The sequence below is a fragment of the Variovorax robiniae genome, assembly GCF_037889955.1.
GTDB classification, from domain to species: Bacteria; Pseudomonadota; Gammaproteobacteria; order Burkholderiales; family Burkholderiaceae_C; genus Variovorax; species Variovorax robiniae.
Window position 1 is genome coordinate 206,701 of record NZ_JBBKZS010000005.1, and the last position, 23,116, is coordinate 229,816.

20 protein-coding genes are annotated in these 23,116 nt (G+C 66.7%); 5 read left to right on the forward strand and 15 right to left on the reverse strand.

Annotated features, from left to right (window positions below; all coding sequences use genetic code 11):
• Window positions 1-34: 34 nt before the first annotated feature.
• The 3 genes from pcaF to WKW79_RS14340 all read right to left on the reverse strand — a co-directional run bounded on the left by pcaF (window position 35) and on the right by WKW79_RS14340 (window position 2,717).
• The gene (gene pcaF, locus WKW79_RS14330) at window positions 35-1,240 is read right to left on the reverse strand and encodes a 3-oxoadipyl-CoA thiolase (protein WP_340335835.1); all 1,206 of its coding nucleotides are present in this window, start codon (window positions 1,238-1,240) and stop codon (window positions 35-37) included.
• A gap of 131 nt (window positions 1,241-1,371) precedes the next feature.
• Window positions 1,372-2,013 (reverse strand): 3-oxoacid CoA-transferase subunit B, encoded by a 642-nt coding sequence (locus WKW79_RS14335; RefSeq protein WP_340335836.1) that lies wholly within the window; start codon window positions 2,011-2,013, stop codon window positions 1,372-1,374.
• Between the two features lie 2 nt (window positions 2,014-2,015).
• Window positions 2,016-2,717 carry a 3-oxoacid CoA-transferase subunit A gene (locus WKW79_RS14340; protein WP_340335837.1) on the reverse strand — a complete coding sequence of 234 codons (702 nt, stop codon included), beginning with the start codon at window positions 2,715-2,717 and terminating at the stop codon, window positions 2,016-2,018.
• A 137-nt stretch (window positions 2,718-2,854) separates the two neighbouring features.
• On the opposite strand from WKW79_RS14340, the gene WKW79_RS14345 reads away from it, so the two are divergent.
• Window positions 2,855-3,658, forward strand: a complete 804-nt coding sequence (locus tag WKW79_RS14345) for an IclR family transcriptional regulator (protein WP_340335838.1) — start codon at window positions 2,855-2,857, stop codon at window positions 3,656-3,658.
• Window positions 3,659-3,740: 82 nt separating this feature from the next.
• Here WKW79_RS14345 and WKW79_RS14350 read toward each other — a convergent pair whose 3' ends face one another.
• The 10 genes from WKW79_RS14350 to WKW79_RS14395 all read right to left on the reverse strand — a co-directional run bounded on the left by WKW79_RS14350 (window position 3,741) and on the right by WKW79_RS14395 (window position 15,702).
• Window positions 3,741-5,384, reverse strand: coding sequence for an AMP-binding protein (locus tag WKW79_RS14350; protein WP_340335839.1), 1,644 nt, complete (start codon window positions 5,382-5,384; stop codon window positions 3,741-3,743).
• A gap of 150 nt (window positions 5,385-5,534) precedes the next feature.
• Window positions 5,535-7,001 carry a cytochrome P450 gene (locus WKW79_RS14355; protein WP_340335840.1) on the reverse strand — a complete coding sequence of 489 codons (1,467 nt, stop codon included), beginning with the start codon at window positions 6,999-7,001 and terminating at the stop codon, window positions 5,535-5,537.
• 163 nt (window positions 7,002-7,164) lie between these two features.
• Window positions 7,165-7,857 (reverse strand): hypothetical protein, encoded by a 693-nt coding sequence (locus tag WKW79_RS14360; RefSeq protein WP_340335841.1) that lies wholly within the window; start codon window positions 7,855-7,857, stop codon window positions 7,165-7,167.
• Window positions 7,858-8,040: 183 nt separating this feature from the next.
• Complete coding sequence (locus tag WKW79_RS14365; protein ID WP_340335842.1) at window positions 8,041-8,982, reverse strand: 2-hydroxyacid dehydrogenase; 942 nt, start codon at window positions 8,980-8,982, stop codon at window positions 8,041-8,043.
• 23 nt (window positions 8,983-9,005) lie between these two features.
• Complete coding sequence (locus WKW79_RS14370) at window positions 9,006-9,977, reverse strand: Bug family tripartite tricarboxylate transporter substrate binding protein (RefSeq protein WP_340335843.1); 972 nt, start codon at window positions 9,975-9,977, stop codon at window positions 9,006-9,008.
• 23 nt (window positions 9,978-10,000) lie between these two features.
• Window positions 10,001-10,729 carry a ribonuclease activity regulator RraA gene (locus tag WKW79_RS14375; RefSeq protein WP_340335844.1) on the reverse strand — a complete coding sequence of 243 codons (729 nt, stop codon included), beginning with the start codon at window positions 10,727-10,729 and terminating at the stop codon, window positions 10,001-10,003.
• Between the two features lie 20 nt (window positions 10,730-10,749).
• Window positions 10,750-11,700 (reverse strand): Bug family tripartite tricarboxylate transporter substrate binding protein, encoded by a 951-nt coding sequence (locus WKW79_RS14380; protein WP_340336054.1) that lies wholly within the window; start codon window positions 11,698-11,700, stop codon window positions 10,750-10,752.
• A gap of 60 nt (window positions 11,701-11,760) precedes the next feature.
• A complete protein-coding gene (locus WKW79_RS14385) occupies window positions 11,761-12,762 on the reverse strand; it encodes a Bug family tripartite tricarboxylate transporter substrate binding protein (protein WP_340335845.1) in 1,002 nt (333 codons plus the stop codon).
• Window positions 12,763-12,806: 44 nt separating this feature from the next.
• On the reverse strand, window positions 12,807-14,552 hold the full coding sequence (gene araD / locus WKW79_RS14390) for an L-arabinonate dehydratase (RefSeq protein ID WP_340335846.1): 1,746 nt from the start codon (window positions 14,550-14,552) through the stop codon (window positions 12,807-12,809).
• Window positions 14,553-14,670: 118 nt separating this feature from the next.
• Window positions 14,671-15,702, reverse strand: a complete 1,032-nt coding sequence (locus tag WKW79_RS14395; protein ID WP_340335847.1) for a LacI family DNA-binding transcriptional regulator — start codon at window positions 15,700-15,702, stop codon at window positions 14,671-14,673.
• Window positions 15,703-15,800: 98 nt separating this feature from the next.
• On the opposite strand from WKW79_RS14395, the gene WKW79_RS14400 reads away from it, so the two are divergent.
• Window positions 15,801-16,235 carry a DUF1841 family protein gene (locus WKW79_RS14400; RefSeq protein WP_340335848.1) on the forward strand — a complete coding sequence of 145 codons (435 nt, stop codon included), beginning with the start codon at window positions 15,801-15,803 and terminating at the stop codon, window positions 16,233-16,235.
• Between the two features lie 29 nt (window positions 16,236-16,264).
• On the forward strand, window positions 16,265-17,032 hold the full coding sequence (locus tag WKW79_RS14405; protein WP_340335849.1) for a class I SAM-dependent methyltransferase: 768 nt from the start codon (window positions 16,265-16,267) through the stop codon (window positions 17,030-17,032).
• 172 nt (window positions 17,033-17,204) lie between these two features.
• Here the strand turns inward: WKW79_RS14405 and WKW79_RS14410 are convergent, their stop codons facing one another.
• Window positions 17,205-18,524: an NAD(P)/FAD-dependent oxidoreductase gene (locus WKW79_RS14410; protein WP_340335850.1), complete on the reverse strand. Its 1,320-nt coding sequence runs from the start codon at window positions 18,522-18,524 to the stop codon at window positions 17,205-17,207.
• Between the two features lie 212 nt (window positions 18,525-18,736).
• Between WKW79_RS14410 and WKW79_RS14415 the strand changes: the two genes are divergently transcribed.
• Window positions 18,737-21,352 carry a flavin-containing monooxygenase gene (locus WKW79_RS14415; RefSeq protein WP_340335851.1) on the forward strand — a complete coding sequence of 872 codons (2,616 nt, stop codon included), beginning with the start codon at window positions 18,737-18,739 and terminating at the stop codon, window positions 21,350-21,352.
• A 155-nt stretch (window positions 21,353-21,507) separates the two neighbouring features.
• A complete protein-coding gene (locus tag WKW79_RS14420) occupies window positions 21,508-21,903 on the forward strand; it encodes a nuclear transport factor 2 family protein (RefSeq protein ID WP_340335852.1) in 396 nt (131 codons plus the stop codon).
• Between the two features lie 99 nt (window positions 21,904-22,002).
• On the opposite strand, the gene WKW79_RS14425 is transcribed toward WKW79_RS14420, so the two are convergent.
• Complete coding sequence (locus WKW79_RS14425; protein WP_340335853.1) at window positions 22,003-23,019, reverse strand: LysR substrate-binding domain-containing protein; 1,017 nt, start codon at window positions 23,017-23,019, stop codon at window positions 22,003-22,005.
• Window positions 23,020-23,116: the final 97 nt, after the last annotated feature.

Consider the following 23,116-nt stretch of genomic DNA (forward strand, 5'->3'; position numbering starts at 1 on the left):
CGAGGCACGGAAGCCTCGGGGTGGGCCCCCGGGCTCACACCCGCTCGAGGATCACCGCGATGCCCTGGCCCACGCCGATGCACATCGTGCACAGCGCATAGCGGCCGCCCTGCTTGTGCAGCTGGTTGACCGCCGTGGTCGCCAGGCGCGCACCGCTGGCGCCGAGCGGATGGCCCAGCGCGATGGCGCCGCCGTTGATGTTGACGCGGGCGTCGTCGTCCTTCAGGCCCAGCATGCGCAGCACCGCAAGGCCTTGCGCCGCAAAGGCTTCATTCAGTTCGATGACGTCGATCTGGTCGAGCGTGAGGCCGGTCAGCGCCAGCACCTTCTGCGAAGCCGGCGCCGGACCGATGCCCATGACGCGCGGCGCGACGCCAGCGGTGGCCATGCCGACCACGCGGGCGCGCGGCGTCAGGCCATACTTTGCGGCACTGGTTTCGTCGGCCAGCAGGATCGCGCAGGCGCCGTCGTTCACGCCGCTGGCATTGCCGGCGGTCACCGTGCCGTCGGGGCGTACCACGCCCTTGAGCTTGGCCAGCGCTTCCATCGTGGTGTCGCGCGGATGCTCGTCCTTGCTCACGATGATCGGGTCGCCCTTCTTCTGGGCCACGCTCACCGGCGTGATCTCGGCGTCGAAGAAGCCGGACTTCTGCGAAGCCACGGCGCGCTGCTGCGAAGCCAGCGCCATGCGGTCCTGCGCCTCGCGCTCGATCTTGTAGTCGGTCGCGACGTTCTCGGCCGTCTCGGGCATCGAGTCGACACCGTAGGCTTCCTTCATCTTCTTGTTGACGAAGCGCCAGCCGATGGTGGTGTCGTACACCGCATTCGCGCGACCGAAAGCCGACTCGGCCTTGGGCATCACGAAGGGCGCGCGGCTCATGCTCTCCACGCCGCCGGCGATCATCAGGCCGGCCTCGCCGGACTTGATGGCGCGGGCTGCCGTGCCCAGCGTGTCGAGGCTGGAGCCGCACAGGCGGTTGATGGTGGTGCCACCCACTTCCAGCGGCAGGCCGGCCAGCAGCGCCGACATGCGCGCCACGTTGCGGTTGTCCTCGCCGGCCTGGTTGGCACAGCCGTAGATCACGTCGCTGACGGCCTGCCAGTCGACGTTCGGGTTGCGTGCCATGAGCGCCTTGATCGGCACGGCGCCCAGGTCGTCGGCACGCACGCTGGAGAGCGCGCCGCCATAGCGGCCGAAGGGGGTGCGGATGGCGTCACAGATGAAGGCTTGGGTCGTCATTTTTTATGTCTCTCTAGGGGTGAAATGAAATGCGGGTACCGGAGGCAGAGAACGCGAAGGATTCGCGGAACCTTCGCGCCCTTCGCGGCCGGATGTCCGTATGGGATGTTCGGCTGTTTCGTGTCCCGTGCCTATTGTGCGATCGGCAGGCCCACGAGCTTTTCCAGCTCTGCGTGTTCCAGTCCGTCGACCTTGTCGATGAGCTTCAGGCCGCTGGGCGTGCACTCGAGCGTCGCCAGGTCGGAATAGACACGCTTGACGCAGCCGATGCCGGTCAGCGGATAGGTGCATTGCTGGACCAGCTTGCTCGCGCCCTGCTTGGTCAGCAGGTCCATCATGACCCAGGTCTGCTTGGCGCCGATGGCCAGGTCCATGGCACCGCCGACGGCGGGGATCGCGTCCTTCTCGCCGGTGTGCCAGTTGGCCAGGTCGCCGGTGGCCGAGACCTGGAAGGCGCCGAGCACGCAGATGTCCAGATGGCCGCCGCGCATCATCGCGAAGCTGTCGGCGTGGTGGAAGAAGGAGCCGCCCGGCAGCAGCGTGACGGGCTGCTTGCCGGCGTTGATGAGGTCGTAGTCTTCCTCGCCGGCCTTGGGCGCCGGGCCCATGCCGAGGATGCCGTTCTCGCTCTGCAGGATGACCTCCCGGCCTTCCGGAAGATGGTTGGCCACCAGCGTGGGCTGGCCGATGCCGAGGTTGACGACGGCGCCGTCGAAGATGTCCTGCGCGACGCGGGCGGCGAGTTGGTCCTTGGTGCGACGTGTGTAAGCCATGATCATGCTGCCTTCTTGAAACCGCCGGCTTGCGTCGCCACGCGTTCGATTTGAACCACTTGATGGACAAAGATGCCAGGTGTCACGATGGTCTCCGGGTCGAGCGTGCCGAGTTCGGCGATCTCGTGCACCGTGGCAATGGTCTTCTTCGCGGCCATGGCCATCACCGGGCCGAAGTTGCGCGCGGCCTTGCGGTAGACCAGGTTGCCCCAGCGGTCGCCGCGCTCGGCCTTGATCAACGCCACGTCGCCATGGATCGGGTACTCCAGCACGTAGTGCACGCCGCCGATGACGCGCGTCTCGCGGTCGCCGGAGAGCTGCGTGCCGTAGCCGGTCGGGCAGAAGAAGCCGCCGATGCCGGCGCCGGCCGCGCGGATGCGCTCGGCCAGGTTGCCTTGTGGCACCAGTTCCAGCTCCAGCTTGCCGGCGCGGTAGAGGCCGTCGAACACCTGGCTGTCGGCCTGGCGCGGGAAGCTGCAGATGATCTTGCGCACGCGGCCCGCCTTCAGCAGCGCGGCCAGGCCCACCTCGGCGTTGCCGGCGTTGTTGTTGACGACGGTCAGGTCCTTGGCGCCCTGCTCGATGAGGCCATCGATCAGTTCGTTGGGGATGCCGGCGGTGCCGAAGCCGCCGATGAGGACGGTGGAACCGTCCTTGATGTCGGCCATCGCGTCGGCAACCGAGCGCGCGATCTTGTTGATCATGTGAGCTTGTCTCCTGTTGGGGGATTTGGGGAAATCACTGAACGGATCGTTGCGATTGGTTGCTCTTGATTGTGCGCCACCTTGTTCGCATACAGAACATTTGTTCTTATAATGAATTCTAGGAGGATTGATCCCGCATGGCAACCACCCTGATACAAACCCATACATCTGACGACGACGCGCCGCCCAAGCCGGGCGACACCTACGTGCAGTCCTTCGCGCGGGGGCTGGAGGTGATCCGCTCCTTCAGCGCCAGTGCGCCGCGGCAGACGCTCAGCGAGGTCGCGGCGGCCAGCGGCCTCACGCGGGCCGGCGCGCGCCGCATCCTGCTGACACTGCAAACATTGGGCTATGTGGAATCGGACGGCAAGCACTTCGCGCTGACGCCGCGCATCCTCGACCTGGGCTTTGCCTACCTGTCGTCGATGCCGATCTGGAACCGCGCCGAGCCGGTGATGGAAGCGCTGGTGCAGGAGGTGCAGGAATCGTGCTCCGCCGCCGTGCTGGATGCGACGGACATCGTCTACGTGATGCGCGTGCCCACGCACAAGATCATGAGCATCAGCCTGGGCGTGGGCTCGCGGCTGCCGGCCTACTGCACGTCGATGGGCCGCCTGTTGCTGGCCGAGTTGGACGACGATGAAGTGCGCGCGCGGCTCAATGCAGCGCCACCGCAGGCCCTCACCCGACACACGGTGACCGACATCGATGCGCTGCTTGCCAAGGTCGCGCAGGCACGCCGACAGCGCTGGTGCCTGGTGAACCAGGAACTGGAAGAAGGACTGGTCTCGATCGCCGCGCCCATCGTCAACCGCTCGGGCCGCGCAGTGGCCGCGCTCAACATCAGCGGGCAGGCGAACCGCACCAGCGCCAAGGTGATGCAGGAGACGATGCTGCCGCCGCTGCTGGAGGCGGCGCAGAAGATTTCACGGATGCTTTGAGGGAATGAAAAACGCCCCCGTGGCAAAGCCAGGGGGGCGTATTCATGATGCGCCATCCTCAACGGATGGCGCGATGCCGTCGTCAGGCGGCGGGCACGTTGCGCAGTTCGCGGCGCAGGATCTTGCCCACGGTCGACTTGGGCAGCGCGTCGATCAGGCGAACGACCTTCGGCACCTTGTAGCCCGTCAGCGAAGTGCGGCAATGCGCGATGACAGCCTCTGGCGTCACCGTGGCGCCGGGCGTTGCCACCACGAAGAGCTGGATCGCTTCGCCGGTCTTCTCGTCGGGCACGCCGATGCATGCGCACTCGGCAACGCCGGGGCAGCTGGTGGCCACCGCCTCGATTTCGTTGGGATACACGTTGAAGCCCGAGACGATGATCATGTCCTTGATCCGGTCCACGATCTTCAGGTAGCCGCGCTCGTCGAAGACGCCCACGTCGCCGGTGCGGAAGTAGCCGTCTTCCGTGAACGAAGCCTTGTTGGCTTCCGGCTTTTCCCAGTAGCCGCTCATCACCTGCGGGCCCTTGGCGCAGATCTCGCCCGATTCGCCGAGCGCCGCTTCCTGGCCGTCTGCGTTGATCAGCTTGATATCCGTCGACGGGAAGGGCAGGCCGGTGGTGGCCGAGAACTCCTTGATGAAGGGCGGGTTCAGCGAAAGCACCGGGCTGGTTTCCGACAGCCCGTAGCCTTCCAGGATCAGCTTGCCGGTGACTTCCTGCCAGCGCGTGGACACGGCCGGGAACACCGCGGCGCCACCGCCCACCGAGAGGCGCAGATGCGACCAGTCGACTTCCTTGAGCTTGGGGTTCGCAGCCAGGCCCGCATACAGCGTGTTGACGCCTGCGAACACCGACATCTTCGAGTCCTTGAACGTCTGGATCAGCCCGTCGATGTCGCGCGGGTTGGCGACCAGCCAGTTCTCCGCACCCAACGAGAAGTAGGTGATCAGGTTCACCATCAGCGCGAAGATGTGATACAGCGGCAGGGCCGTGACCACGACGTCCTCGCCCGGGCGAAGCGTCGATTGCATGAAGGCCTTGTACTGCTCGGTATTGGCCACCAGGTTGCGGTGCGACAGGCTCGCGCCCTTCGACAGGCCGGTGGTGCCGCCGGTGTACTGCAGGAACAGCAGGTCGTCGCCGGTGATCGTCGGTGCGGTGTAGTCGGTCGGCTTGCCTTCGGCCAGGATGTCGCCCATCGAGAGGGTGCTGGTCAGGCGTGCATCGATTGCCGGGGCCGGCAGTGCCGAATTCGGCAGGCCGTCGCCAGGGGCGGCGGTGATGATCGTGGTGACCGGGGTCTCCTTGATGATCTCGGCGAGCGTGGGCGTCGAGCCATTGAAGATGATGACGGTCTTGACGCCTGCATCCTTGAGCTGGTGTTCCAGTTCGCGCGGCGTGTAGAGCGGGTTCACGTTGACCTGCACGGCGCCCAGGCGGGCGATGCCGAAGAAGGCGATCGGGAAGGACGCCAGGTTGGGCATCATGACCGCGATGCGGTCGCCCTTCTTGACGCCGATTTCGCGTTGCAGGTAGCTGGCGAAGCGTGCCGACAGGCGGTCGACATCGGCAAAGCTCAGCTTCTGGCCGAAGGAGCTGAACGCCGTCTTGGCGGCGTACTTCTTCATGGCCTGTTCGAACATCTCGGTAACGGAACCGTAGGCGTCGGGATTGATGGTTGCGGGAACGTCGCCGTATGCGGCTACCCAGTGGCGTTGTGTCATGTTCGTCTCCTCTGTTTCGATTTGATGGATGTCTCCGGCACTGCGCCAGAGCGCAAATTGTCGCCGCGCGCGGGAACGCCTCCGCCGAGCGACATTCGAGAACTGTCACTTTTTGGCAAGCCACGCAATTTGGCCGAAAGGCCGGCGAGCTTACGACGCGCGTTCGCGCAGGCGCATGCGAAGGCCCACCGGCATCATGGTGAAAGCCAACAGTTCACGCGCCGGACCGCCATCGGGGGTGTCGATGCTGGCGATGTCGAAACGGCCCAGCAGGACGGCCATGGCCATCTTGATCTCCAGCAGCGCAAGGTAGCGGCCGGGGCAGATGCGCGGGCCGGCGCCGAAAGGCATCGAGGTGCGCCTGGCGCTGCCGGCCATCGCGCCGGGCCCGGCGTCGGACAGCCACCGCTCGGGCGCGAAGGTCGCGGCGTTCTGCACGTGGGCCTCGTTGACGCCGTCGCGCCGCATCAGGTTGACCACCACCGTGCCCCGCGGCACCCGGATGTCGCCGACGACCACATCCTTCTTCGCCTGCACGCTGAGGATGGGCGCCACCGGGCGCAGGCGCATCGTCTCGTGCGCGCAGGCCTCGACGAAATCGAGCTGGCCCACCTGTTCGAAGCTCGGGCGCGTCGCTTCGCCGAGCACACGGCGCACTTCCTCGGTGGCGCGTGCCAGCGCTTCGGGATGGCGCCAGAGCAGGTCGATCATCCAGGCGATGGTGTTGGCGGTGGTGTCCTCGCCGGCCAGCAGCATGGTCATGACGTTGCCCGAGACCTGGAGGTCGCTGATGCCGCTGCCGGGCTCGTCGGCGGCGGCGATCATGGCTTCGAGCAGGTTGCGCGGATGGGTGCGCAATGTGGGGTCTGCTTCCATGCGCCGGCGCGCCTGCGCGACGAAGCCGTCCACGGCTTCGTTGACTGCCTGCATTCCGCGCGCAAGCTGGCGGTCCGCAGCCGTCGGGAACAAGCGCCAGGTCGGCAAAGGCGACACCATGCGCTTGAGGAGTGCCGGGAAGATCTTGTCGAGGTGCTGCTGGATCACGTCGCCATCGGACTCCAGCGTGTTGACCTCCGCGCCGAAGGCCAGGCCGGCGATGGTGTCGACGGTGTAGCGCATCAGGTCGGCCTGCAGGTCGATGGCACTGCCGGCGCGCGCGGCGGCTTGCCAGCGCCGGACCAGCCGATCCGCCACGCCTTGCAGCGACGGGAAGTAGCCCCTGACATGCGCCGGGTCGAAGCCCGCCATGACCATGCGGCGCTGCCGTCGCCATTCGTCGTCGTTGGCGCCGAAGACACCGGGCTTCAGGCCCATTTCCGAGCCGATCTGCTCCAGCCGCGTGGTGCGCTTGAAGCCATCGGGCCGATCGCGCAGCATGGCCGCGACGGCCTGGTGATCAGCGACGATCAGCAGATGGCTGCGGCCGACCTTGACCTTGAAGAAAGGGCCAAACTCCTTGCACCACTGCTCCAGTTGCTGGTGCATGCGGGGCGGGTCGAGCTGGAGCAGGTTGCCCAGCAGCGGGAGGCCGCGCGGGCCGGGCAGGTCGGTGACCTGGCGAAGCGCCGGTTGGGCGGGGGCGACGGGCTTGTCGAGGGTGGGCGAATCCGTGGTCATGGGGCTATTGGGCCTTTTTCGACCTGGGTCGCGAAGGCATGGTTTCCCTTGTTGTGGCCGATTCGCCGGTCCCCTGGGATGCGCCATTCCAAGGCGTCACAGGGCAGAACCGCTGGGAGGCGGTGCCCTCGGATCGAGAAGTCGAATCGCCGACGGCTGAATTTCAGGCCAGCCGACGAATCTCTGAGGTGTATCCACCGATCCACTCCCAGCATTCAATGCCCCAGAGGCCAGCCAAGCACTTTGCGAACGCGAACGCATCCGCCTCCTCGCTCGACTGATGCACAAAGATCAGCCATTGCAGGTCGCCAAGGCGCTTGGCCTTCTTGAAATCGGCTAGTTTGTAGACTGCCACTTCGTGAGGTTTCGGGTTGTCCGGACCCTCGAAATAGCAGACCAAAGCGAGTTCATCCAACGGGACTTCTGCGGTCTTGTCCGGCCGCCTGCTGTCAAGGTAGCTCTCTCTTGACCGCCACGATCGGGTCTCGAAATCCAGCCAACTCGCCCATCGCGAAGTCAACCCCGAAGTGGTGAAGTCCTTGACGAACCCCCACACGCATACGGCGAGCAGGCTGACGAAAAAGGCAATCGGTCCGCCACGCCCGGCATAGGTGAAGGATTTGACCCATGCAGCCAAAACGGCAGACGGCAGAAGGGCCACAAACCCATAGCCAGTGGCGCGCACGAAAGCGCTGGTCAATTGATCTCGTCGCGTGTTTTCACCGTACCGCAGCAGCAATCGCGCCGGTAGCGGATTGCCGGCCGCCCACGCTTCCATCTCATCACGCAAGGAGAGCACGCGGCCCTGGGCATCAACTTCGGGAAGCGGCGGGATCCAAGGGTCGGCATCTTTCATGAGAGCTTCCCACACGCTCCGGCGCATGCCCCCGCGCTGTCCAAAAGCCCCGATCTCGATCGTCCCTTGCTTGCCATGAGTCCCCGCCCTTGCATCCCTGATTTGCATGGGCGCGATAGTAGCGAGCCGACATGACGCCGCGCCCCCGCAAGAGGCAGCAAACTCAAGCCAAACGGAAATATGTCAGGCCGCCGCGCTCACCATCGCCTGCCCCGCCAGCGCCGCAGCCAGGTTCTCCTCCACCCGACTCGCCATTGCCGCACGCGTCTCGTTCGTATTGCTCGCCAGGTGCGGCAACAGCACGACGTTGTCGAGTTCGAAGAAGGCCGGCGGCACATTGGGTTCGTCCTCGAACACATCGAGTCCGGCGCCGGCAATGCGCTTGTCCTGCAAGGCCTCCAGCAGTGCCTTCTCGTCGACCACGCTGCCGCGCGAGATGTTGACCAGGTAGCCATCGGGGCCGAGTGCATCGAGGATCTCTCGCGAGACCAGGCCGCGCGTCTCGGGGCCGCCGGCGCTGGCGATCACGAGGAAATCGGCCCATTCGGCAAGGCTCCTGAGCGTCGGTTCGTACCCATGCTCGGTGTCCGTGAGCGGCCGACGGTTGTGGTACCGCACCTCCATGTCGAAGCCCGATGCGCGGCGCGCGATCACGCGTCCGATGCGGCCCATGCCGAGGATGCCGAGCTTCTTGCCCGACACCTTGGTCGCGAGCGGAAACGGCCCCTTGAGCCATTCACCGCGCCGCACGAAGCGGTCGGACGCGCTGATGCGCCGCGCCACGTCCATCACCAGCACGAAGGCAGTGTCGGCCACGCAATCGTTCAGCACGTCAGGCGTGTAGCCGACCGGGATGCCGCGCACGCGGGCCGCGTCGAGGTCCAGCGTTTCCAGGCCAACGCCGAAGCTGGAGATGACCTTGAGATTCGGCAAGTCGGCGATCATGGCCGCGTCGGCGCCGAAGCGGGCCGAAGTGACCAGTGCAGTGAACTCGCCGCCGTGCGCAGCGAGGAAGGCCTCGGGGTCGGCCTCCTGCCACAAGCTGTGAAGGTCGTAGCGTTCGGCCAGGCGTTGTTCGAGGACGGGCAACAGCCGGCCGTGTTGGAGCACGCGGGTCTTGGACATGGATGGTTTCTCTGCTTCGGTTTTCATTCGGGCAGGATGCCGGCGTCCTTGGCGACCTTGGCCCACTTGACCATCTCGGTGCCGATGAAGTCGCCGAACTGCTGCGGCGTGCCGCCACCGGGTTCGATGCCGTTGTCCTGCAAGGTCTTGCGCACGTCGGGCAAGGCGAGGATGCGGTTGACCTCGGCGTTGAGTTTGGTGACCGTGGCTTTCGGCGTGCCGGCCGGCGCGAGCAGGCCGCCCCACGTACTGGTCTCGTAGCCGGCGACGCCGGCCTCCTGCATCGTCGGCACATCAGGCAGCACCGACGAGCGCTTGGCGGTCGTCACGGCCAATGCGCGCAGGCGCCCAGCCTTGATCTGCACGTTGGCCGCGGCCACGGTGTCGAACATCAACGAGGTGCGCCCGCTGATGAGGTCGGGGTGCGCCAGCGTGCTGCCCTTGTACGGAATGTGCGCCATGTCCAGGCCCGTCATCGACTTGAACAGTTCGCCCGAGAAATGCGGCGCGCCGCCGGTGCCGCTGGACGCGAAGGACAGCTTGCCGGGGTTGGCCTTGCCGTAGGCAATGAGCTCCTTCACCGACTTCACCGGCAGTTCCGGCGACACGATCAGCACCAGCGGCACGACGTGCGTGAGCACCACCGGCTCGAAGCTCTTGACCGTATCGAAGGGCAGCTTCTTGACCATGCTCGGGTTGATCGCATGGCTGCTGGCGACCAGGGCCAGCATGTGGCCGTCTGGCGGGCTCTTGGCGACGAGGTCGGTACCGATGATGCCGGTAGCGCCTGCGCGGTTGTCGATGACCACGGGCTGGCTCCAGGCCTCGGTAAGCTTCTGTCCGATGAGACGGGCGGCCAGGTCGATGGCGCCGCCCGGCGAGGCGGGCACGACGATGGTGATGCCCTTCGAAGGAAACGCGCCTTGCGCCATCGCGGGCATGGCGTGGGCAAGGGCAAGGCCTGCCGCCGAAGCGACGAATGTTCTGCGTTGCATGGTGGTGCTCCTCGATGCGTGGGTCAGATGCCCTTGGCCTTGCGCCAGGTTTCGAAGGCGGCCTTGGTGTCCGCGTTGGGGGGATAGGTGCCGGCCAGCTTGGCCCCGCCCTCGATGCGCTCAAGCACGAAGGCCTCCATCTTTTCCTGCTCGGTCGCGTCGCGGGCCACCTCTTCGGCCAGGTGCTGCGGGACCACCACCACGCCTTCGTCGTCGCCCACGATCACGTCGCCCGGATACACCGCGACGCCGCCGCAGCCGATCGGCACGTTGAGGTCGATCGCATGGTGATGGATCAGGTTCAAGGGCGCGCTGCCGCCGGCGCAATACACGGGGAAATCCATCTGCGAGATCGGGCCGCTGTCACGCACCGGGCCATCGGAGACGAGGCCCGCCGCGCCGCGGACCTTGAGCCGCGTCGTGAGGATCTGGCCACCGGATGCGACGCGCTTCTCGCCGCGGCAATCGATGACCAGCACATGGCCTTCGGGCACGCTCTCGATGCCCTTGCGTTGCGGGTGATTGGGGTCGTCGAAGGCGCTGATCTGGTCGAGGTCTTCACGCGCGGGGATGTTGCGCATCGTGAAGGCCGGGCCGACCAGGTTGCCGCCGCTGGGCCGGGTGAGCCGGCCGACGCCTTGCAGGTAGACATTGCGAAAGCCGCGCTTGAAGAGTTGCGTGCAGAGCGTCGCGACGCTGACGTGGCGCAGCAGTTCTCGCGCTTCGGTGGAGAGGGTTTGGGTGTCGGTCATCAGGGTGTTCGTTGGTTGGATCAGTCGGGTTTCGCGCCGGATTTCGTCACCAGTTCGCCCCAGCGCGGAATTTCCTTCTGCATCAGCCCCGCGAGCTGCGCAGGCGAGCCGGCCACTACGTCCATGCCGAGCTGGTTGGTGAGCTTGTCCTTCACATCGGGCATCTGGAGGATCTTGGTGATCTCGCTGGACAGGCGTTGCGCGATGGGCGCTGGCAATCCCTTGGGCGCGTAGACGGCCTGCCACGAGGCCATCTCGAAGCCTTTCACGCCGGCCTCCTGCATCGTGGGCAGATCAGGTTGCAGCGCCATGCGCTTGGCGGTGGTCACGGCCAGCAGCTTGAGCTTGCCGGCCTTGACCAGCGGCAGCGCAGCGGTGACCTGGTCGAACATGAAAGTAACCTGCCCCGACGACACGTCGAGCATCGCCGGCGGCGTGCCCTTGTACGGGATGTGCGTGAGCTTCACGCCGATCAGGTCACCGAACAGCTCACCGGCCAGATGGGTCGACGTGCCCGCCCCCGACGAGGCGAAGGTGCGCTTGGCCGGGTCCTTCTTCAACAGCGCGATCAGATCCGCCACCGAGTTCACGCCGAGATTCGGGTCGACGATCAGCACGTTCGGCAGGAAGGCGACGAGCGAGATCGGATCGAAGTCCTTCACCGGGTCGTACGGCAGGTTCTTGTAGAGGCTGGCGTTGATGGCATGCGTGCTGATGGTGCCGCCGAAGAGCGTGTAGCCATCGGGCTTGGCCTTGGCAACGAAGGCCGCGCCCACCGCACCGGCCGCGCCAGGCTTGTTGTCGACGATCACCGGCTGGCCCAGCGCTTCGCCGAGCTTCTGCGCGATGACACGGCCGATCACGTCGGTGGACCCGCCCGGCGTGAAAGGCACGACGTAGGTGATGGCGCGCGTGGGCCAGTTCGCTTCAGCGGATTGCGCCGCGGCCAGCAGCGGTGTGCCCAGCACCATCGCGGCGCCGGCTTGCAGCAGGGTGCGGCGTTGCGGATTGAAGTCGTTCATGTTGTTGTCTCACTCCACGCGCACGCCGCGCGCCTTGATCACTTGTCCATAGCGCGCCTTGTCGGCCTCGATGGTCTTCTGCAATTCCGCCGGCGTGGTGCCGCGCGGCGTGGCGCCTTGTGCGATGAGCGCCTGGCGCATGTCTTCGGAGGCGACCACTTCCTTGATGTCGGCAGCGATCTTGTCGATCAGCGCCGGCGGCGTGCCGGCGGGCGCGAGCAGCGCGACCCATGAGCCTGACTCGGCATTGGGCACGCCCAGTTCGGCGAGCGTGGGCACGTCGGGCATCGCGGGCGAGCGCTGCGCGCTGGTCACGGCCAGGGCGCGCAGCTTGCCGGTCTTCACGTAGCCGGAGGTTTCGAGGATGGAGGCGAACAGCATGTCGACATGCCCGGCCATCAGGTCGGCCATGGCCGGTCCACCGCCCTTGTACGGCACGTGCACGAGCTTGATGCCCGCGGCCTGCTGGAAGGTTTCGGCCGTGAGGTGCGGCGAGCCGCCGCTGCCCGAACTCGCGAAGGTGTACTTGTCCGGCGTGGCCTTGGCCAGTGCGATCAATTCCTTCGGCGTCTTCGCGGGCACGGAGGGATTGATGACGAAGGCAAAGGGCAGGTCCGCGAACAGCGACACCGGCGCGAAGGCCTTGTCGGGGTCGTACTGCATCTTGTAGAGCGACGGGTTGATCGATTGCGTGCCCACGTTGCCGATGAGGAAGGTATAGCCATCGGGCTTGGCCTTGGCCACCGCGTCCATGCCGACGATGCCGCCTGCGCCGGTGCGGTTGTCGACCACCACCGACTGGCCCCACTTCTTGCCGAGCCGCACGGACAGCAGCCGTGCCGCGATGTCGGTGCCACCGCCGGGCGCGAAAGGCACGACGAAAGTGACGGGCCGCGAAGGCCAGCCTTCAGGTATCTGCGCGCTGGCGGCGAGGGGCGCGAAAGGCAATGCTGCGAGTGCGATCCGTGCCGCAAGCCGGCCGAACGCGGTGCCTGTTCTCGGGCGCGCCATGTGTTTTGTCTCCATGCTGTTCAAGTCCTTCTGGATGGTTGGATTCAGTGGATTTCCGGCTCGCCCTTGCCGTCGACCTGTGCGTAGTCCGGCGCGAGGAAGTCGAAGTCGCAGCCGGTGTCGGCCTGCTGCACGTGCTTGAGGAACATCACGCCGTAGCCGCGACCGAACTTGGGGATGGGCTTCTGCCATTCGGCGCGGCGCTTCGCAAGCTCTTCGTCGCTGACGTTCATGTCGATGCGGCGCGCGTCGACGTCGAGCGTGACCAGGTCGCCGTCGCGCACCAGTGCCAGCGGGCCGCCAACGTGCGACTCGGGCGTGACGTGCAGCACGCAGGCGCCGTAGCTGGTGCCGCTCATGCGCGCGTCGCTGATGCGGACCATGTCGCGCACGCCCTCCTTCAGCAGCTTCTGCGGGATCGGCAACTGGCCCCATTCGGGCATGCCGGGCGCGCCTTGCGGGCCGGCGCTTTGCAGCACGATCACGCTGTCCTTGGTCACTTGCAAATCGGGCGAGTCGATGCGTGCGGACAGGTCGTCGTAGTTCTTGAAGACGACCGCGGGGCCGGTGTGGCGGCGCAGGTGCTGTTCCATCGCGGCCGGCTTGATGACGGCGCCGTCGGGTGCGAGGTTGCCGCGCAGCACGGCGAGGCCGCCGCTTTCCAGCAATGCTTCCTTGCGCGGCCGGATCACGTCGGCGTTGTAGACCTCGGCGCCCGCGATGTTCTCGCCGAGGGTCTTGCCGTTGCAGGTCATCTGGCTGCCGTCGATGAGGCTGCCCATCTCCTTCAGGAAGGCACGCAGGCCGCCCGCGTAGTAGAAGTCCTCCATGAGGTACTTGCCGCCGGGCCGCAGGTTGGCGATGACCGGCGTGCTGCGCGCGAGTTCGTCGAAGCGGGCCAGGTCGAGCGGCACGCTGGCGCGGCGCGCCATCGCGATCAGGTGGACGATGGCATTCGTCGAGCCACCCAGGCCGAGCACGGCTGTCACGGCGTTGTCGAAGGATGCCGGTGTGAGGAAGTCCAGCGGCTTCAGGTCTTCCCACACCATCTCGACGATGCGCTTGCCCGTGTGCGTGGCCATCATCGCGTGGCGCGAGTCGGGCGCGGGGATGGACGACGCGCCCGGCAGCGTCAGGCCGAGCACTTCGGCGGCGCTGGTCATGGTGCTGGCCGTGCCCATGGTCATGCAGGTGCCGGGCGAACGTGCGATGCCGTCTTCCACATCCTGCCAGTCGTCTTCCGTGATGTTGCCGGCGCGCAGCTCGGCCCAGTACTTCCAGGTGTCGGAGCCGGAGCCGAGGAAGGTGCCCTTGTAGTCGCCGCGCAGCATCGGACCGGCGGGCACGAAGATGGTCGGCAGGTTCATGGCCAGCGCGCCCATGACGAGGCCGGGCGTGGTCTTGTCGCAGCCGCCCATGAGCACGCAGCCGTCGGCCGGGTAGGAGCGCAGCAGTTCTTCCGCCTCCATCGCGAGCATGTTGCGGTAGAGCATGGTGGTCGGCTTCTGGAAGGCCTCGCCCAGGCTCAGCGTGGGAATCTCGACCGGGAAGCCGCCCGCCTGCCAGACACCGCGCTTGACCTCTTCCACGCGCTGCTTGAAGTGCGTGTGGCAGGAGTTCATGTCGCTCCAGGTGTTGAGGATCGCGATGACCGGCTTGCCCAGGTAATCGTCGCGGCTCAGGCCCATCTGCGCCGTGCGCGAGCGGTGGCCAAAGCTGCGCAGGTCTTTCACGCCGTACCAGCGGTGCGAGCGGAGGTCTTCGGGCTTCTTGCGTGGGGTGGTGGTCATGGGCTTGTCTCGAATTGCGCATTGAATGTTAGCGCTGTCATTCAATCATAAGCAGGTCCGTTGGTTGACGTCAACCGGGAAATTCAGGGTCGAAGCTGCGTCGCAGCCTGGAAGTGCGTCAAGCGCTCTCCCGCTCGATCAGCGAGAAGCCGAGATCCACGACCTTCTCCGCCACCTCGAGGCCCTCGGCGCGATCGACGATGAATCGTGCCGCCTGCCGCCCGATGCCGGTGCCGTCGATGCGCACCGTCGTGATCGCCGGATGGGCGTGCTGCGCAAAGCCCAGGTCGCCGAAGCCGATCACGCCCATGTCGCCCGGCACCCGCATGCCGCGCGCCTGCGCCTCGGTGATCACGCCATGCGCCAGCACGTCGGAACTGCACGCCACCGCGTCGATGTCCGCGCCCGCCGCCAGCAGCGCGGACAAGGCCTCGCGCCCGCTGCCCAGCGTGGTCGGCGCCGGCACCTCGCGCACGGGTACCGCATCGCCGCCCAGCCCCTTCCAGGCTTGCTCGAAGCCCTGGCGCCGCAAGTTCGCGCGCTGGTCGTCACCCGTGACGATCACCGGCTTCCGGTAGCCCTTGCGATGCAGGCATTGCGCCGTCGCCGCGCCGGCCCTCTCGTGCGAGAAGCCGACCAGCATGTCGATCGGCGTGGGCGTCAGATCCCAGGTCTCCACCACCGGAATGCCCGAAGCCAGCAGCCGCCGCCGCCCATCGGCGGAGCGCATGATCCCGGTCAGCACGATGCCGTCCGGCCGCCGCCCGACGATGGCGTCGATCAGCGCATCGTCGCGCGCGTTGTTGTAGCCGCCCTGGCCGAGCATGAGTTGGTAGCCCTTGTCTGCCAGCGCCTCGGTCAGCGCCTGGATGGTCTCGAGGAACACCGGCCCGGCAATCGTCGGCACCAGCGCAGCCACGAGTCGGCTGCGATTCGAGGCCAGGCCGCCAGCCAGCAGGTTCGGCACGTAACCGGTGCGTTCGACCGCGAGGCGCACCTTCTCGCGCGTCTCCGGCGTCACGAGTTCCGGCGTGTTCAGCGCGCGCGAGACGGTGATGGCCGACACGCCCGCCAGCTTGGATACGTCGCTCAGCGTGATGCCGCCGCTGCCGCGTCGCGAGGCTCGTCCGGACTGGTTCCGCTGGGTCAAGAAGGGAGCTCCGATGGTTGCGCTAACGTCCTGCTCGGACGACAGTGCGGATTATGGGTGAAACCCGCCGCGATGCGTCCCGGTGATACGCTGCGCGCATGTTCAATCCATCTCCCGAAGACGTACGCCGCTTCTTCTGCGGCGTCTACGCCAAGAGCCGCCAGGGCCAGCCGCTGGAGGCGCTCGAAACCATCGCCGCTGGCTGGATCGACCAGCATCCCGAATACCACGCCGACCTGGCCGATGCCGACGCGGCAGTCACGCGCGTCTACGACGGCAAGGACGGCCGCGAGAACCCCTTCCTGCACCTGTCGATGCACCTGTCGATCAGCGAGCAGTGCTCCATCGATCAGCCGCGCGGCATCCGCCAGGCGGTCGAACTGCTGGCCGCGCGGCGCGACTCATTGCTCGAAGCGCACCATGAAGCGATGGAATGCCTGGGCCGCATGATGTGGGAGGCGCAGCGCGCGGGCCGGCCGCCGGATGGCGAGGCCTACATCGCCTGCGTGCAGCGGCGCGCCACACAGGACTGAGGACCCCGTTCGTGTGCCTATGATGGGCCATGAACGACACCACAAGAACCACAACCAGAGACGCCGTGCAGTCACCTCACACCCCCCTGCCCGAGTACTACCGCGACGAAGCCGATCACCAGCGCTACCTGCGCCGCATCTTCGACGAGACGGCCAGCGACTATGACCGCATCGAGCGCGTGCTGGCCCTGGGCACCGGCCCGCGCTATCGCCGCATGGCGCTGCAACGCGCGGGCCTGCGTGCGGGCGACAAGGTCGTGGATGTCGGCATCGGCACGGGCCTGGTGGCGCGCGAGGCGCTGTCGATCATCGGCTCGACCGGCAGCCTCGTCGGCGTCGACCCGAGTCCCGGCATGCTGGGCCAGGTCAGCCTGCCCGGTGTGCAGCTCAAGGTCGGCCGGGCCGAGCAACTGCCCTGCGAAGACAACTCGGCCGACTTCCTCAGCATGGGCTATGCGCTGCGCCATGTGTCCGACGTCGGCCAGACCTTTGCCGAGTTCCATCGGGTGCTGCGCCCGGGCGGGCGCCTCGTCATCCTGGAAATCAGCCGCGCCGAGAGCAGCTTCGGCAATGCCTTGCTCAAGGCCTACATGCGCACGCTGGTGCCGGTCATCGCCCGCGTCGTCGCGCGCGAGCGCGGCACCTCCGAGCTGTGGCGCTACTACTGGGACACCATCGAAGCCTGCATCGCACCGGCGCAGGTCGTGGCGGCGCTGCAGGCAGCCGGCTTCGCGGACGTGAAGCGGCACAAGGAAGTCGGGATCTTTTCCGAGTACACCGCCGTCAAGCCCGCGTAGGCCCAATAAGCGCCGTCGCTCTGTTCGGGAGCTCCCGCGGAACCGGCTTTGCCGGGCCGCTGGGTGCGCCCCCTTGAGGGGCTGAGGGCCGCGACTCAAAAGCCTGCCTGCGCAGGCTTGGACGGCCCGCAAGAGCGGCCGCCCGGGCGCCGAAGACGTTGCGGCGGTGCGCCTACTTCTGTATGGTCTCGCCCCGCAACATCCCCATGTCCCGGATGTTGAAGCGATGCCGCTTCCACCCCTCATAGGTACGGCGCCAGTTGAGCATCGAGACGAAGTAGTACACCACCTTGAACATCCACAGCGAGCGGCGGTAGTACCAGCCCTGGTGGATGTCCGCCGCCAGCAGCGACATCAGCCCCTGCTTCACGTTGAAGATGTTCTGCGGGTGCATGAACATGTCGCGGATCGTCGGGTTCGTGACGCGGTAGATGAACCATGAATAGTCGCGCGGCCCCACGCGCATGCGCGTCTCCAGGGCCTCGCGTGCCGCCGGCAGTTCGGCCGGCCGGTCCAGCGCGGTCTGCACCAGCTTCGCGCCATCGAAGGCGCTCTGCATCGCCAGGAACACGCCGGACGAGAACATCGGGTCGATGAAGGTGTACGCATCGCCCAGCATCAGGTAGCGCTCGCCGGTGGCATGCGTGCTGGAGTAGGCGAAGTTGCCGGTGGCATGGACCTTGTCGTCGACCAGCGTCGCATCCTTCAGGCGGTCGTGGAGTTCCGGGCACATCGCGATGGTGTCGAAGAAGTACTCCTTCAACGGCTTGTCGCGCGCCTTCAGGTAGTAGGCCCAGCACACGGCGCCGACGCTGGTCGTGCCGTCCGCCAGCGGGATGAACCAGAACCAACCGTGCTCGAACCAGCAGATGCTGATGTTGCCTTCGCGCTTGCCCTCCAGCCGCCGCGCGTTGCGGAAGTGCCCGAACAAGGCGGTGCTGTTGTGCTTCGGGTTCTTCTGCTTGCACTTGAACTTGTTGGCCAGCACCGTGTCGCGGCCGCTGGCATCGACGACGAAGCGAGCGCGCCAGGTGCGGCGCGCACCGTCATCGAGGTCCGCCTGCACGGTGGCGCCGGTGCTGTCGAAATCAATCTCGCGCACCCGCGCGCCTTCCATGGCCACCGCACCGACCTTTGCGGCATTGCGGAACAGCAACTCGTCCAGCTCGGAGCGGCGCACCTGCCAGGCCGAGTCCTTGGTCGGGTCCCAGCCCTCGGAGAAATCGACGTAGCTGCAGTAGTCGAGGTCCGGCGGTACGAACTCGATGCCGAACTTCGGCATGCCGATCTTCTCGACCTGGTCGCGCACGCCCAGCTTGTCGAACAGTTCCACGTTGCCGGGCAGCAGCGATTCACCGATGTGGAAGCGGGGGTGGTGTTCCTTCTCGAGCAGGACCACGCTGCGCCCTTCGCGCGCGAGAAGTGCGGCAATCGTCGAACCGGCAGGGCCTCCGCCGACAACGAGCACATCGCATTCCTGAACTGCATCCATGGGCTGACTTCTCCTGGGATTGAGCAAATTTGTATTGATTGTGCCGCCGAGGGACCGGCCATTCCAACCGGGTGCTTCCCGCGCAGGTCCTGACCCGCAACCCCAATGGCGCTGGAAAGCAAGTGACGAACGCACATGGCGCGCGGCGCCCGCAGGCTGTAAGCTGAAAAATTCACCCCTGACCGCAAGCACCCCAATCTGGAGGTATCGCCATGGTGGAGACAAGGACCTACGACACGACGACCGGCGCCGGCAGCGCCCGCCTCGATGTCGACGTGGTGGTGGTGGGTGCCGGATTCTCCGGCCTCTACATGCTGCACAAGTTGCGGCAAATGGGCTTCTCCGCGCGCGTGCTCGAGGCGGCCGGCGACGTCGGCGGCACCTGGTACTGGAACCGCTACCCCGGCGCACGCTGCGACATCCCGACCACCGACTACACCTACAGCTTCGACCCCGAACTGGAAAAGGCCTGGACCTGGTCGGAGAAGTACGCCACCCAGCCTGAGATCCTGCGCTATGCCCAGTTCGTGGCCGAGCGCTACGACCTGCGGCGCGACATCGACTTCAACACCCGCGTGGTCGCCGCCCGCTGGGACGAGGCCGCCGCCCGCTGGCGCCTGCGCGTCGACACCGGCCAGGACATCAGCTGCCAGTTCTATGTGATGGCGAGCGGCTGCCTGTCCTCGCCCAAGACGCCCGACATCCCGGGCGCAGGACGGTTCAAGGGACCGGCCTACTTCACCGGCCGCTGGCCACACGAAGGCGTGGACTTCACAGGCCAGCGGGTCGCCGTGATCGGCACAGGCTCCTCGGGCATCCAGTCGATCCCGCACATCGCCAAGCAGGCGAGCCAGTTGACCGTGTTCCAGCGCACGCCCAACTTCTCGATCCCGGCCGGCAACGGCCCCGTTCGGCCCGAGCGGCTCGCACCGCTGCAGGCCGACCGCGAGGCCTATCGCCATGAAGCCAAGTGGTCGCGCGCCGGCGTGCCCAACGAGCCCACCCAGATCTACGGCCGCTACAGCCCGCCCGAGGTGCACCGCGAACGCTTCGAGGCCGCCTGGCAATCGGGCGAGTTGATCCCGATCCTGAGCGTGTTCGCCGACCAGATCCTGTTCCGCGATGCCAATGCCATCGTGGCCGGCCTGGTGCACGAGAAGATCCGCGCCGTCGTCGAGGACCCGAAGATCGCCGACCTGCTGTGCCCCAGCGACCATCCCTTCGGCACCAAGCGCCCGTGCCTCGACACCGGCTATTACGCCACCTTCAACCTGCCCCATGTACGGTTGGTCGACCTGCGCCGCAACCCCATCCAGTCCATCACCGAGACCGGCATCGACCTCGCCGACGAATCGATGAAATTCGACGCGATCGTCTATGCCACCGGCTTCGACGCCATGACCGGTGCCATCGTCTCGGTGGACATCGAGGGCCGCGACGGCCTCACGCTCAAGCGCAAATGGGCGAACGGCCCGCGGACCTACCTCGGCCTGATGACCGCGGGCTTTCCCAACCTGTTCACCATCACCGGGCCGGGCAGCCCGTCGGTGCTGTCGAACATGATGGTCTCGATCGAGCAGCACGTCGACTGGATCGGCGACTGCCTGGCCCGCCTGCGCGCGGACGGCATGACCACCATCGAGCCCACCGAGGCCGCCGAGGCCGGCTGGGTCCAGCACGTCGAAGACTGCGCCAACATCACGCTCTACCCGACCGCCGATTCCTGGTACATGGGTGCCAACGTGCCGGGCAAGCCGCGCGGCTTCCTGCCCTATGTGGGCGGCGTCGATGCGTACCGCGGAGCCTGCGACGAGGCGGTGGCGCGCGATTACCTGGGCTTCAAGCGCAGTGGCCCGCAGGTCACGCGCTGCACGGACGGCGTGGTCCGACGCCTGCAACCCGACGTGGCGATGGTGCTGCAGATGATGGCGGACCTGAAGCTGCCCACTTTCGACTCCATGCCTGCCGAGCACGCGCGCGCCTTGCTGGAGCAGTTGTCGGCGGCGCGCCCGCCCGGCCCTTCGATCGGCGAGATCGCCGATGGCACCTTGCCAGGAGCGGCCGGCCCGCTGCAGTACCGCCTGTACCGTCCGAACACGCCGGGCCCGCATCCGGTGGTCGTCTACTTCCATGGCGGCGGCTGGGTGCTCGGCACCCACGATTCCGACGACCCCTTGTGCCGCGACCTGTGCCAGCGCTCCGACACGCTGATCGTCTCGGTGAACTACCGCCATGCGCCAGAGGCGCGCTTCCCCGCCGCGGCCGACGATGGCTTGGCCGCCGTGCGCTGGGTTGCCGAGCACGCCGCCGAGTTGGGCGGCATCCCCGGCCCGTTGGCGATCGCAGGATGGAGCGCCGGCGCCAACGTCGCGGCGGTGACCTGCCAGCAGGTGCGCGACCACGGTGGCCCGGAGATCCTGGGCCAACTGCTGCTGACGCCGGTGACCGACTGCGACATGACCACGCCGTCCTACGTCGAGAACGCGGAAGGCTACGTGCTGACCGCTTCCGTGATGAAGTGGTTCTGGGACTATTACGCCGACCCAGCCGATCGCCCGAACCCCAAGGCATCGCCGCTGCGTGCCACCGACCTGTCGAACCTGCCGCCCGCGCTGGTCGTCGCCTGCGAGTTCGATCCGCTGCGCGACGAGGGCATTGCCTATGCCAAGGCGCTGGCCGCCGCCGGCACGCCAGCCCGCTGGATCACTGCGCGCGGCCATACCCACACTTCGCTGACGATGGTCGACGTGGTGGTCTCGGGCGAGCAGGTGCGCGGGGAGATGGCGCAGGCGCTGCGAGGCTTCTTCAAGGTCGCGGTGCCGGCCTGAGGCCTGCGCTGCGCGCCACGGTGTTCGCGCGGCCGGCCTGCCGCGCCGGGCGCCAGCGCCGTGTAGGCGCGGTTCTACCGAGCGTAAGCACTTCGTCCGATCGCCAGTCGCCCATGCGGCGGAATCATTGGGCATTTGCGAATGGAGCATCTGCAATGCCGACACTCGACAAGACCCTCATCGACCTGGAGACGAAGTTCTGGCAGTCGATGGTTGACAAGGACACCGACGCCGCGCTGGCGCTGCTCGACGACCACGCACTCATGGTCAGTCCGCACGGCACCATCCAGTTCGACCATGCCGGCTATCGGAAGATGGCGGAGCAAGGCACGATGGTGGTGACCGCCTTCGAACTCACCGATGTCGAAGTCTTCCATCCGAACGACACGACCGCCATCCTGAGCTACCGGGTGAAGCAGGCCGTCTCCAGCCGCGACAAGCCGGCAAAGAGCACCACGACGGACATGATCGACACGTCGACCTGGGTCAAGGCCAAGGACGGCTGGCGCTGCGTGGCGCACACGGAAGCGCCCCCCGCGACCAAGCATTGATCGGCGACGGCGCGCTCGGCGGTTGATCGCCAACGACTCACTGCCGCTCGAGATCGCCTTGCCGAGGTGAGGGCCCGCGGACGTGCACGTCGCGCAGAATCAGCTTGCTGATTGCTTGCGTGCAGCACCCGCCTTCACGGGGCGGGCTGGCCGAGCGGTCTTCGGCTGGCCTTGCCGCGCGGCCTCGCGCAGCAGGCCCACCATGGCGGAACAGGCCGCCGAACTCGATGCCTCGCTGCGCATCAGCAGCCCGACCGGCTCCTCCGTTCCCGGCGTGTCGATGCGAAGCTTCATCAGCGTGCCGGCCTGGAAGTCATCCCGCGCCGCGCCCAGCGGCGTGACCCATACGGCATCGGAAGCCGCGACCAATGCGCGGGCCACCATCAGGTCCAAGGTCTGCAGCGCATCGGGCGGCACGGCGAGGCCGCGTGAACTGAAGAAACTCTCCGTGTTGTGGCGCGGAATCGTGCCCTGGCCGTAGATCACGAGCGGAAAACCCAGCACCGCCTGCACCGAACCCACCCGCCGCGCCAGCGGGTGGCCCTTGCGCACCGCGAACACCAGCGGCTCCGTGTAAAGCAACTCGAAGCTCAACCCCGTCATGAGATGCGGATCGCTGATGCGCCCCGCAACGAGGTCGAGTTCACCCGCACGCAGTTCGTCGAGCAGCACCGCATTGGTCGCGCTCTTGACCATCACCTGCAATGCGGGCCAGTGCGCGCGTAGCTTTGCCAGCGCCTGCGGCAGCAGTGCCGGGGCGACGCTTGGCAGCGCACCAATGCGCAGGCGTTCCAACCGCGCGCCCGCCGCTGGCGCGATGGCCTGGGCGCCGGCATCCACGGCCTCCAGCACCCGGAGCGCATGCGCCAGAAGTTGCTCGCCGATGGGCGTCAGGCCTTGCACGCCACGCCGACCCGCGCTGCTGCGCTCGACCAGTCGTGCGCCAGCCAGTTCTTCCAGTTCGGTCAGCGTCTTGGAAATGGCCGGCTGGCTCACGGCCAGGCGTTCCGCCGCCCGCGCCAGGTGCCGCTCCTGCGCGATCGCGACGAAGCAGCGCAGGTGCCGCAACTGCACGTTGCGCGAAAACGCCAGGGCGGGCAGTGCCTTCTGTTTCATAACCAATGCTTATTGAAAAACCTCGATTGTTCAATTTACATCAACCATACCGCCCTCTAAAGTCAGGGCTCCTCACGAGACCCTTCCCCCGGAGACA